Below are 10,203 nucleotides of genomic sequence, written 5' to 3'. Positions count from 1 at the left end.
GCTACCAGACCGCGCCGTGCCCCGCACCGGCAGCGGCGATCACGGGACGGTGCCGGCGCCTGCATCCAGTCGCAACGCTTCGTGCGTACCATGAGCATCCACCCGTCCCCCGGAGTCCGCCATGCGCCGTCTTGCCACCGCCTCGCTGCTCACCCTCGCCCTGCTGCCGGCGATCGCCCTGGCCGCCCTGAAACCGGGCGCCGCCGCGCCGGCGTTCACCGCGCCCGCCTACCTCGCCGGCAAACCGTTCACCTTCGACCTGAAGGCCGCGCTGGCGAAGGGCCCGGTGGTGCTGTACTTCTTCCCGGCCGCGTTCACGCCGGGCTGCAACGCCGAGGCCGCCGCCTTCTCGCAGGCCATCGACAAGTTCAAGGCGCAGGGCGCCAGCGTGGTCGGCGTCACCGCCGGCAATACCGAGCGGCTGGCGGAGTTCTCCAAGGACACCGAGAAGTGCGCCGGCAAGTTCCCGGTTGCCGCCGATGATGGCGCCAAAATCGCCAAGTCCTACGACGCCACCATGATGATGAAGCCGGACCTGTCCAGCCGCACGTCCTACCTGATCGGCAAGGACGGCCGCATTGTGGCGGAGTTCGACTCCATGAACCCCAACCAGCACGTCAAGCAGATGCTGGACGCCCTGGCGGCGCTGCAGGCCAAGCCTGCCCAGCGTTGACCGCCCCGCGCACCGGGCTCAGAGCGCCTTGCGTGCCAAGGTCTCGTGCAGCCCCGCCACCAGCAAGGTGGCGGCCGAGCCGTACCAGCGGTGGTACTCGGCCACCATCTCGCCGCTGGCGATGACCGGATCGGTGGCCACCAGTGCGCGGGCCTGGTCGATGTCGTCCACCGCGAAGACGAACAGCCCGCGCCAGTCGCCACCGGTGTCGTCGAACGGGCCCGCCAGCGCCAGCTGGCCGGACTTCGACAATCGCTGGATGTTGGCCATGTGGCCCGCGAACATCGCCTTGCGGGCCTCCGGATCCATCACCGGCGTCGGGCCGGTCCGCAGGATCACCAGCACGTAGCGGCGCATGCCGTAATCGTCCGCACCGGTGCGCTGCGCCAGCGCGGCATCGAAGCCCGGCTTGTCGGGCGCCGTGGCCGGCTCGCCGGCGCTCGCCAGCGTGGTGCAGGCCAGCAGGAACAGGGACAACAGGCGCATGGTCGCTCTCCGCGAGGCTGTTTCCCGCGGAGCCTAACGCAGGCCGAGGGGCAACGGAGATCCGTCCTGCAGGCGCCTGACGACGCCTACCGGACATTACGAGCTTTACCAGATGCGCACGCGCTGCTCCGGCGGCAGGTACATGGCGTCGCCCGGCTTCACGTCGAACGCGCGGTACCAGGCATCCAGGTTGCGCAGCGGGCCGTTGGCGCGGTACATCACCGGCGAGTGCGGGTCGGTCTTGATCAGGCGCAGCAGGCTCTCGTCACGGTACTTGCCCTTCCACACCTGCGCCCACGCCAGATAGAAGCGCTGATCGCCGGTCAGGCCGTCGATCACCGGCGCCGGCTTGCCGCCCAGGCTGAGCTGGTAGGCGGTGTAGGCCATGGACAGGCCGCCAAGGTCGCCGATGTTCTCGCCCATGGTCAGGCCGCCGTTGACGCACTGGCCCTCCAGCGGGCAGTAGGCGTCGTACTGGGCGCCCAGCGCCTTGGTGCGCTGCTCGAAGCGGGCGCGGTCCTCGTCGGTCCACCAATTGCGCTGGATGCCGTCGGCATCGGACTTGCTGCCCTGGTCGTCGAAACCGTGGCCCATTTCGTGGCCGATCACCGCGCCGATGCCACCGTAGTTCACCGCCGGGTCGGCATTCACGTCGAAGAACGGCGGCTGCAGGATGGCGGCCGGGAACACGATCTCGTTGAACGCGGAGTTGTAGTAGGCGTTCACCGTCTGTGGGGTCATGCCCCACTCCTCGCGGTCGGTCTTCTTGCCGACGCGGCTGTTCTGGTCGGCGCGGTTGAATTCGCGCAGGGCGATGGCGTTGCCCAGCAGGTCGTCGGCCTTGATGGTGACGCTGGAATAGTCCTTCCACTTCGACGGATAGCCGATCTTCGGGCGGAAGGTGGACAGCTTGCGGAAGGCCTCGGCCTTGGTGGCATCGCCCATCCAGTCCAGCTGCTCGATGTTCTTGCGCAGCGCGGTGCGCAGGTTCTCGACCAGCTGGTCCATCGCCGCCTTGGCTTCCGGCTTGAAATAGCGGGCGACGTACAGCTCGCCCAGCGCCTCGCCCAGCCCGTTGCGCGCACCCACCATGCCCAGCGCGCGCTTCCAGTCCTCGCGCTGCGCCTTCTGGCCGGCCAGCACCTTGCCGTTGAACTCGAAGGACGCCTGGTCGATCTCGGTGCTCAGCAGGTCGGCGTTGCCGTCGATGGCGTGGAAGGTCAGGTAATCGCGCCAGGTCGTAAGCGGGGTCGCCGCGATTACGTCGATGACCGGCTGGATCACGTCCGGGGTGGACACGTTGAGCTTGTCCGGCAGCGGCATGCCCTGCGCGCGCAGCTGGCCGGCCCAGTCGTAGCCCGGGAACTTCTGCTGCAGCTCGGCGAAGGTGTAGACGTTGTAGGTCTTGTCGCGGTCGCGCAGCTTCACGCGGTCCCACTGCGGCTTGGCCAGCGCGGTCTCCAGCGCCAGCACCGCCTCGGCACGCGCCTTGGCATCGGCGCCGGACACGCCGGCGAACCCCAGCATGCGCTGGATGTGGGCGACGTAGGCCTCGCGGATCTTGGCGAAGCGCGCATCCGGGTTGAGGTAGTAGTCACGGTCCGGCAGGCCCAGCCCACCGACGCCCAGGCCCACCTGGTAGCTGTCCGGATCCTTGCGGTCCACACCGAGGTAAAGGCCGAACGGTGCGTTGCTGCCGTCGATGCCGGCGTTGCCGAACGCGGCGACCAGCTTGTCGCGGGAGTCGATCGCGGCGATGCGATCCAGCACCGGCTTGAGCGGCTTGATGCCGGCGGCGTCGCGGGCGGCGCGATTGGTGAAGCTGAGATAGTAGTCGCGTAGCTTCTGGGCATTGCTGCCCGGCGCCAGATCCTTGCGGGCCAGCAGCTCGTCCATCAGGGCGCGGGTCTGCTCCTCGGCGCGGTCGCGCAGCTGGTTGAACGAGCCGTAGTTGGTCTCGTAGTCCTTGAGGACGTAGGTGTCGATCCAGTGGCCGCTGGCGTAGCGGTTGAAGTCGTCGCCCGGCTTGACCGACAGGTCGCGCGCGGACAGGTCCACGCCAAAGCTGCCCAGCTGGGCCTTGCCCTTGGTGGCGGGAGTGGCGGCGATGGCGGAGGAAATGGCGACGGACAGCAGGCCGGCGGCACCGAGGACGAGCAAAGAACGCTTCATGTGGAGGCTTTCATGGCGGCGATGGGAACCCCGAGCCTACCCTGCCCACCCTCCCGGCGCCCGTGACTTTGGTTGGCCCGGCTGCCGCCCTTCGGCACTGTCGGCAAGCGGCCTTCGCCCGTATCGTCTGCGCTTTCCTGTTTCCGGACCCTGCCGATGCGCCCCACCCTGCTCGCCATCACCCTGACCGCCCTGCTTGCCGGTTGCAGCGACGGGCAGGCGCCTGCTGCGTCCCAAGCCACGGCCCCGGCCGCCAGCGACGCCGCGGCCGACGCCATCTTCGCCGCGCTGTCCAAGGAAGCGCTGGACACCTGGATGCGGCTGTCGCCCGTGTCCGCCACCCAGATCGGCGACCACCGCTACGACGACCAGCTGGACGACCTCAGTGCCGAAGGCCGCCAGCGCCGGATCGACGCCAACAAGGCGCTGCTGGCCAAGCTTGACGCCCTCGACGCCAGCCGTCTGTCGCGTGCCAACCAGGTGGACGCCGCGATCCTGCACAACCAGCTGCAGGCGGACCTGTGGACCGCGGAAGTGCTGCAGGACTGGGCCTGGGACCCGCAGATCTACGGCGGGCTTGCCGGCAGTGCGATCTACGGCCTGATGGCGCGCGAGTTCGCGCCGCTGCCGGACCGCATCCGCGCCGCCACCGCCCGCATGGAGAAGCTGCCCGCGCTGTTCGCCCAGGCGCGCGCGAACCTGGACCCGGCGCGGGTACCGAAGATCCACGCCGAAACCGTGGCCAAGCAGAACGCCGGCATCCTTTCGATCGTCGAAACCTTCATCACCCCGCATCTGGGCGAGCTGCCCGCGGCCGACGCCGCGCGCACCCGCGCCGCGATCGATGGCCTCCAGCAGGCGGTGGCCGGGCAACAGGCGTGGCTGGACAAGACGCTGGTGCCGAACGCCAAGGGCGACTTCCGCATCGGCACCGACAAATACGACCAGAAGCTCAAGTTCGCGCTGTCCTCCTCGCTGTCACGCGCCGAGATCAAACAGCGCGCCGAGGCCGAGATGCAGCGCGTGCGCGGGCAGATGTACGGCATCGCCCGCACCGTGCTGGCGGGCAAGGCCGGCGCGCCGCCGCTGCCGGAACAGCCGACCGAGGCGCAGCGGCAGGTGGCGATCGAAGCCGCACTGGAACTGGCCTATGCCGATCACCCGGCGCGCGACAAGGTGGTGGACGCTGCCAAGGCTTCGCTGCAGGCGGCCACCGGTTTCGTGCGTGAAAAGAAACTTGTCACCCTGCCGGATGCCCCGGTGGACGTGATCCTGATGCCGGAGTTCCAGCGCGGTGTCGCCGTGGCCTATTGCGATTCGCCGGGCCCCCTCGACAAGGGCCTCAAGACCTTCTACGCGATCTCGCCGATCCCGGACGACTGGAGCCAGGCGCAGGCGGATTCGTTCCTGCGCGAATACAACGGCCGGATGATCCACCTGCTGTCCATCCACGAAGGGATCCCGGGCCACTACCTGGAGGGCGGCCACTCGGCGAAGTACCCGTCGGTGCTGCGGGGCGTGCTGCGCTCCGGCCTGTTCGCCGAGGGGTGGGCGGTCTATACCGAGCGGATGATGCAGGAACAGGGCTATCTGGGCGGCGACCCGCTGTTCCAGCTGGTGCAGCTGAAGTTCTACCTGCGCACCATTGCCAACGCGCTGCTGGACCAGGGGGTGCACGTGGACGGCTGGAGCCGCGAGCAGGCCATGCGCCTGATGACGCATGATGCCTTCCAGCAGGAGAGCGAGGCCGCCGGCAAGTGGGTGCGCGCCCAGCTCACGTCCGCCCAGCTGCCCACCTACTTCGTCGGCGCGCAGGAACATTTCGACCTGCGCAAGGCCATGCAGGACAAGCTGGGCGACCGCTTCGACCTGAAGGCCTACCACGACCAGGTGCTGTCCTATGGCGCGCCGCCGGTGCGCTACGTCCGCGAACTGATGCTGGACGAGCCGATCCGCTGACGGCGGCGTCCACCCGCGCACGGCCCGCCAGCCGGGCCGCGCGTGGCCGGGTCACTGCGGTGCTTACACCACCGCAGTGACCACGATCTCCACCTTCCAATCCGGATTGGCGAGCCGCGCCTCCACGGTGGCGCGGGCCGGCGCCTGGCCGGGCGCCACCCACGCGTCCCACGCGCGGTTCATGCCGGCGAAGTCGGCGATATCGGCCAGGTACACCTGCGCGCGCAGGATGCGGGTCTTGTCGCTGCCGGCCTGCGCCAGCAGCGCGTCGATGGCCTCCAGCACCTCGCGGGTCTGGGTCTCGATGTCGGCGCCCGGGGTCTCCGGGACCTGGCCGGCCAGGTAGGCGATGCCGCCATGCACGCAGGCCTCGGACATGCGCGGGCCGGCATCGATGCGTTCGATCATGGGGATGGTTCCTGCTGTGGGCTGCGCACCATCGCCCGCGGACGCGATGCGCGCAAGCTCCGCCGGTCAGGCCTCGCCGTCCCCGCCCTCGTGGGCGTCGCGCAGGTCGTCCGCATCGTAGGCATAGTCCAGCAAGTCACCGGGCGCGCAGCCCAGCGCCGCGCACAGCCGCGCCAGCGTGCGGAACCGGATGCCCTTGACCTTGCCGCTGCGGAACAGCGACATCTGGGTCTCGCTGATGCCCACCGTGGCCGCCAGTTCCCGCGCGGTCATGCCGCGCCGGGCCAGCATCGCGTCCAGCGTGATCCGGATCGGCATCAGAGGATCTCGTCCAGCTCGGCCTGCAGCGCGCGTGCGCGGTCGATCACCTGCGCAAGCAGCATCAGCGCGGCGCCGACCACGCCCAGCACGATGCCGGACAGATCGAAGTAAAGCACGCTGCCGTGGCTGCCCAGGATCCAGCGCGAGAGGTTGGTCACCGCGAACACGCTGAGCAACGCACCGGCCAGCACGCCGATGCCGACATGGCGCAACGCCCGCGCCAGGGTGGCGTGGAACAGCCGGCCGGCAGCCAGATCGCCCAACGCCCGCTGCACTGCCCACAGCGCCCATAGATAGCCCAGCCCCGGGAGCAGCCGGACCAGCATCAACAACAGTCGTGTTCCGAGGTCGCCGTCGGCACGCGACGGGAACCACGGCAACCCCCCAGCGCCCAGGGCAAGCAACAGGAACAACCCCCAGAACACCACCAGCGTGACGATACGGAGCAGACGGCATTGCTGCCGGAAACGATCGGGGATGGACATGGCGAGGGGCGTCTTCGGGTGTCGGCGGCCAGTGGAATTTTAATCTTGACTTAAATTATAGGGTTCGTGCAAACTTTATGTATGACTTAAATATCCCGAGGCGATGCCATGCACTACCAACCGCCCCTTGCCATCGAAACCCAGGGCCTGACCCGCCGCTTCGGCGACCGCACCGCGGTCGACCGCATCGACATGACCGTCCCCGCGCGCAGCGTCTATGGCTTCCTCGGCCGCAACGGCGCCGGAAAGACCACCACGATCAAACTGCTGCTGGGCCTGCTGCTACCGGATGCTGGCAGCGTCCGGATCCAGGGCCTGGACGTCACCCGCGATCGGCTGGCGGCTGCCCGCCAGGTCGGCGCGCTGCTGGAGGCACAGGGCTTCTATCCACACCTGACCGGCCGCGAGAACCTGGACCTGTGCCGGCGCCTGCTGGGCCTGCCCGCTACCGAGATCGACCGCGTGCTGGCCGCCACCGACATGGCCACGCACGGGCGTCGCCGGGTGTCCGACTATTCGCTGGGCATGCGCCAGCGGCTGGGGCTGGCGCGGGCGATGCTGGGCGCCCCGCCGGTGCTGGTGCTGGACGAGCCCACCAACGGCTTGGACCCCGAGGGCATCGCTGACATGCGCCGCTTCCTGCGCGAACTGCCCGACCGCGCAGGCGCCACGGTGCTGGTGTCCAGCCACCTGCTGGGGGAAATCGAACAGGTCGCGACCCACGTCGGCATCGTCAGCCACGGCCGGCTGGTGCTGGAAGGCGCGCTGACCGCCCTGCAGGCGGGCATGGCCGCCGAGGTGGAAATCGGCAGCGATGCGCCCGAGCGCGCGCTGGCCGTGGTCCGCGATCATGGCTTCATGGCCGAGCGCGAGGCCGACGCCGATGCCGATGCCGTGGTGGTGCGTTTGTCCGCGGGCGACGTGCCGCAGGTCGTCGCCGCCGCACTGAACCACGCGCTGTGCGCGGCTGGCGTGCGCGTGCATGCGCTGGCACCGCGCCGCCGCAGCCTGGAAACCCTGTACCGGCAAGCCGCGCAGCCCGCGGCCGCCGCCTGACGAGGACCCCCGCCATGACCACCCGGACCGTTGCCTTCGCCCCGCCCCGCTTCGCCACTGCACTCGCGGTGGAAGCCTACAAACTGCGTCGCTCGCTGGCCCTGCTGCTGGCCGCCGTCGCGCCGCTGCTGATCGCCGTGTTCGTGTTCTTCAACCTGCTTCGCATTGGAAAACCGGTCCCATGGACGATGCCGTTGCAGTCATCGGCGGCGATCTGGGCCTTCTTCATGCTGCCGATGTGCGCCACCGCGCTCGCCGCGCTGCTGGCCCAAACCGAACACGGCCCACGCACTTGGGACCACCTGCGCGCACTGCCGCGGCCGCGCTGGCACTTCTACGCCGCCAAGGCGGCCTGCGCGTTGGGGGTGGTGGCAGGCATGAGCGTGCTGCTGGCCGTGCTGGCACCGCTGGCGGTCCTGCTGGTCGGCGCACTGAAGCCGGCCATGGCGGCCACGGGCGCGCCGGACCTGCCTGCATTCCTGCTGCTGCTCGGGCGGATCTTCCTGGCCGCCTGGCTGCTGGTGGCCGTACAGCTGTGGCTGGCGCTGCGCTATGCCAGCTTCGTGCCGGCGCTCGCGCTAGGCATCGCCGGCACCTTCTTCTCGGTGGTCGCCACCTCCGCCAAGGCCGGCGTGGCGATGCCCTGGCAGATGCCGGTCAACCAGCTGGCCAGCAATCCCGCCCGCGCCGATCTTGCACTGGCACTGGGCTTCATCGGCGGATTGGCCTGCTTCGCGCTGATGCTGTGGCGGATGGGCCGGCAGGAGGTGCCACGCTGAACCGTACCGCCGTCAGGCATGCGCCAGCGCGAAGTCCAGCGCCGCACGTACCGCGACGGCCTGGGCATCGTTGCACTGCTGCGGCGTTGCGCGCGGACTGTCGGGATAGACCTCGGTGGTGGTGACGTACGGCGCATCGGTGATGCCGGCGCACAGGCCCAGCGCGCGGTAGTCGTACTCGATGACGCCTGGCGCCACCACCTTTGATCCAATGATGGTGCCGTCCGGGTCGGCGGGCGCGATGTGCGTCACCTCTGCCACCGCCGCATTGATTGCCTGCTGGAACGCCGGCGCCGGCCGGGCGCTGTCGGCGCACAGGTAGAAACCGTCGGGGATTGTGCCGGGCAGGAATGGCTTGCCATCGCGCGCGGCAAGCGCCGGACGGAACTCGGTTTCGTCACTGTCCGTGGTTTCGTGCAGGTCGATGTGCATCCGCACGCGGTCCGCCAGCGGGCGCACCCAAGCCCACAGCGCCGCGGACTCTGCGCAAGGACTGTCCGCCACGAAATTGCGGTTGGGATCCAATGCCTGCGGGTTCCAGCGGTGGATGCGCTCGTATGCCCACGGAGAGACGCAGGGCACGATCAGGATGTTGGCACGGCCCGCGTAATCGGCGGCATGACGCTCGGCAAACTGCAACGCGCCGTGCACGCCGCTGGTCTCGTAGCCGTGCACACCGCCCGTGACCAGCGCCACCGGCAGGGCGTCATCCCAGCCGCGGCTGCGCAGTGCGAACAGCGGGTAGCGGCCGTCGTCGCCCCAATCCACTTCGCCGTATCGGATCACCTCGAACGCCTCGCGCAGGGCATCGATCCGGACCAGCACCTCGTCGGCGTAGCTGCGCTTCTTCGATTGCAGCGCCCGCCACTGCGTTCTTTCTGTATTTCCCCAGGCCAAGCCGGGGGTACCGATGGTTCCGATGCGGGTGGACATCCGAGGGGCTCCCGAGAGGTCGAAGCGTCGATTCTCGCATCCCGCGCAGGCGCAGACCTCAACCCGGCGTCACCACGCGGCAGCGGACCGCCCGACGCCTCAGCCGCTGCAGTCACCGCAGCAGACCGAGGCCAGCTGTTGTACCTCGCTGGGGGGATAACCGGCCTGCGCCAGCACCGCTGCCAGCTCGTCGCCGCCCAGCCACACCGTAGCGCGCAGCGCGCCGCCCGCCGGGTCGCGATCAATGATCGCCGCGGGATCGACCTGGCGCAGCGCCTCGTCGATGGCGGTCATGTCCGGCGTTTCCGACGCCAGCCGGATCCGGAATTCCATGGACGATCTCCGCGACGCGCCCCTGTTGGCGCATAGCTAAAGCCTGCGCCGTCGGGACACGGCCCGCCCTGATCCCGGTCAAGCCAGACCCGGACCAGACCGTGGAATCAAAGCATCCGCCTGAGCGTGTCGTCGCGACGCACCCAGTGGTGATACAGCGCGGCCAGCACGTGCAAGCCGATCACCCAGTAGAAAGCCTCGCCGATGGCGCCATGCAGATCTTCCAGCTGGTGCGCCAGCGCTTCGTTCTCAGGCAGCAGCGCCGGCAGGGCCATGCCGGTGAACGGGATCATCACCGCCTTGCCGTCGCTCCACGCCGTGGCCATGCCCAGCAGCGGCATCACGATGAAAAAGGCGTACAGCGCCAGATGCAGCAGCTTCGACAGCAACGCGCTGACCTTGTCCAGCGGCGGGGTAATTGGCGGCGCACCATGCCGCAACCGGCTGGCGATCCGCCACCAGGCCAGCAGGAAGATGGTGATCCCAGCCCAGAAGTGGCCCTGCATCATCGCAAAGCGGCCACCACTGCCCCGCGGGAACAGGCCGCGCTGCTCGATCAGCACATACGCCAGCACCACGAGCAGTGCCATCCACCAGT

12 protein-coding genes are annotated in these 10,203 nt (G+C 69.1%); 4 read left to right on the top strand and 8 right to left on the bottom strand.

Annotated elements, in window-relative coordinates:
- The first annotated feature begins 121 nt into the window (after positions 1–121).
- On the top strand, positions 122–673 hold the full coding sequence (locus ACK4SG_RS06015; RefSeq protein ID WP_409600685.1) for a peroxiredoxin: 552 nt from the start codon (positions 122–124) through the stop codon (positions 671–673).
- An 18-nt stretch (positions 674–691) separates the two neighbouring features.
- On the opposite strand, the gene ACK4SG_RS06010 is transcribed toward ACK4SG_RS06015, so the two are convergent.
- Positions 692–1,159, bottom strand: a complete 468-nt coding sequence (locus tag ACK4SG_RS06010) for a YciI family protein (RefSeq protein ID WP_409600683.1) — start codon at positions 1,157–1,159, stop codon at positions 692–694.
- 105 nt (positions 1,160–1,264) lie between these two features.
- Positions 1,265–3,331, bottom strand: a complete 2,067-nt coding sequence (locus tag ACK4SG_RS06005) for a M13 family metallopeptidase (RefSeq protein ID WP_409600681.1) — start codon at positions 3,329–3,331, stop codon at positions 1,265–1,267.
- Positions 3,332–3,487: 156 nt separating this feature from the next.
- Between ACK4SG_RS06005 and ACK4SG_RS06000 the strand changes: the two genes are divergently transcribed.
- On the top strand, positions 3,488–5,290 hold the full coding sequence (locus ACK4SG_RS06000; RefSeq protein WP_409600679.1) for a DUF885 domain-containing protein: 1,803 nt from the start codon (positions 3,488–3,490) through the stop codon (positions 5,288–5,290).
- Positions 5,291–5,353: 63 nt separating this feature from the next.
- Here ACK4SG_RS06000 and ACK4SG_RS05995 read toward each other — a convergent pair whose 3' ends face one another.
- The 3 genes from ACK4SG_RS05995 to ACK4SG_RS05985 all read right to left on the bottom strand — a co-directional run bounded on the left by ACK4SG_RS05995 (position 5,354) and on the right by ACK4SG_RS05985 (position 6,504).
- Positions 5,354–5,698: a RidA family protein gene (locus tag ACK4SG_RS05995; protein ID WP_409600677.1), complete on the bottom strand. Its 345-nt coding sequence runs from the start codon at positions 5,696–5,698 to the stop codon at positions 5,354–5,356.
- A gap of 66 nt (positions 5,699–5,764) precedes the next feature.
- Entirely contained in the window at positions 5,765–6,016 is a 252-nt protein-coding gene (locus ACK4SG_RS05990; RefSeq protein ID WP_409600675.1) for a helix-turn-helix domain-containing protein, read from the bottom strand.
- Entirely contained in the window at positions 6,016–6,504 is a 489-nt protein-coding gene (locus ACK4SG_RS05985) for a DUF2975 domain-containing protein (protein WP_409600673.1), read from the bottom strand. The genes ACK4SG_RS05990 and ACK4SG_RS05985 overlap by 1 nt, the downstream gene beginning before the upstream one ends.
- Before the next feature lie 108 nt (positions 6,505–6,612).
- Between ACK4SG_RS05985 and ACK4SG_RS05980 the strand changes: the two genes are divergently transcribed.
- Together ACK4SG_RS05980 and ACK4SG_RS05975 are read left to right on the top strand one after the other, a co-directional pair.
- Positions 6,613–7,560 (top strand): ABC transporter ATP-binding protein, encoded by a 948-nt coding sequence (locus ACK4SG_RS05980; RefSeq protein WP_409600671.1) that lies wholly within the window; start codon positions 6,613–6,615, stop codon positions 7,558–7,560.
- Positions 7,561–7,574: 14 nt separating this feature from the next.
- Positions 7,575–8,339, top strand: a complete 765-nt coding sequence (locus ACK4SG_RS05975) for an ABC transporter permease (RefSeq protein ID WP_409600669.1) — start codon at positions 7,575–7,577, stop codon at positions 8,337–8,339.
- Positions 8,340–8,351: 12 nt separating this feature from the next.
- Here the strand turns inward: ACK4SG_RS05975 and ACK4SG_RS05970 are convergent, their stop codons facing one another.
- The 3 genes from ACK4SG_RS05970 to ACK4SG_RS05960 all read right to left on the bottom strand — a co-directional run bounded on the left by ACK4SG_RS05970 (position 8,352) and on the right by ACK4SG_RS05960 (position 10,195).
- Positions 8,352–9,272, bottom strand: a complete 921-nt coding sequence (locus ACK4SG_RS05970) for a M14 family metallocarboxypeptidase (protein ID WP_409600667.1) — start codon at positions 9,270–9,272, stop codon at positions 8,352–8,354.
- Between the two features lie 99 nt (positions 9,273–9,371).
- Positions 9,372–9,605, bottom strand: a complete 234-nt coding sequence (locus ACK4SG_RS05965; protein WP_409600665.1) for a hypothetical protein — start codon at positions 9,603–9,605, stop codon at positions 9,372–9,374.
- Positions 9,606–9,712: 107 nt separating this feature from the next.
- Complete coding sequence (locus tag ACK4SG_RS05960) at positions 9,713–10,195, bottom strand: cytochrome b (RefSeq protein ID WP_409600663.1); 483 nt, start codon at positions 10,193–10,195, stop codon at positions 9,713–9,715.
- Positions 10,196–10,203: the final 8 nt, after the last annotated feature.

The organism is Thermomonas sp. (assembly GCF_046293095.1).
In the GTDB taxonomy this organism is placed as follows: domain Bacteria; phylum Pseudomonadota; class Gammaproteobacteria; order Xanthomonadales; family Xanthomonadaceae; genus Thermomonas.
Note: the sequence above shows the minus strand (reverse complement) of the source record. Positions and strands in the feature narration are given on the sequence as shown.

Bases quoted from the DNA above. Each gene is read 5' to 3' on its own strand.
- ACK4SG_RS06015 (WP_409600685.1), top strand. From the start codon at position 122: ATGCGCCGTCTTGCCACCGCCTCGCTGCTCACCCTCGCCCTGCTGCCG.
- ACK4SG_RS05985 (WP_409600673.1), bottom strand. From the start codon at position 6,504: ATGTCCATCCCCGATCGTTTCCGGCAGCAATGCCGTCTGCTCCGTATC.
- ACK4SG_RS06000 (WP_409600679.1), top strand. From the start codon at position 3,488: ATGCGCCCCACCCTGCTCGCCATCACCCTGACCGCCCTGCTTGCCGGT.
- ACK4SG_RS06010 (WP_409600683.1), bottom strand. From the start codon at position 1,159: ATGCGCCTGTTGTCCCTGTTCCTGCTGGCCTGCACCACGCTGGCGAGC.
- ACK4SG_RS05960 (WP_409600663.1), bottom strand. From the start codon at position 10,195: ATGGCACTGCTCGTGGTGCTGGCGTATGTGCTGATCGAGCAGCGCGGC.
- ACK4SG_RS05990 (WP_409600675.1), bottom strand. From the start codon at position 6,016: ATGCCGATCCGGATCACGCTGGACGCGATGCTGGCCCGGCGCGGCATG.
- ACK4SG_RS05965 (WP_409600665.1), bottom strand. From the start codon at position 9,605: ATGGAATTCCGGATCCGGCTGGCGTCGGAAACGCCGGACATGACCGCC.
- ACK4SG_RS05995 (WP_409600677.1), bottom strand. From the start codon at position 5,698: ATGATCGAACGCATCGATGCCGGCCCGCGCATGTCCGAGGCCTGCGTG.
- ACK4SG_RS05975 (WP_409600669.1), top strand. From the start codon at position 7,575: ATGACCACCCGGACCGTTGCCTTCGCCCCGCCCCGCTTCGCCACTGCA.
- ACK4SG_RS06005 (WP_409600681.1), bottom strand. From the start codon at position 3,331: ATGAAGCGTTCTTTGCTCGTCCTCGGTGCCGCCGGCCTGCTGTCCGTC.
- ACK4SG_RS05970 (WP_409600667.1), bottom strand. From the start codon at position 9,272: ATGTCCACCCGCATCGGAACCATCGGTACCCCCGGCTTGGCCTGGGGA.
- ACK4SG_RS05980 (WP_409600671.1), top strand. From the start codon at position 6,613: ATGCACTACCAACCGCCCCTTGCCATCGAAACCCAGGGCCTGACCCGC.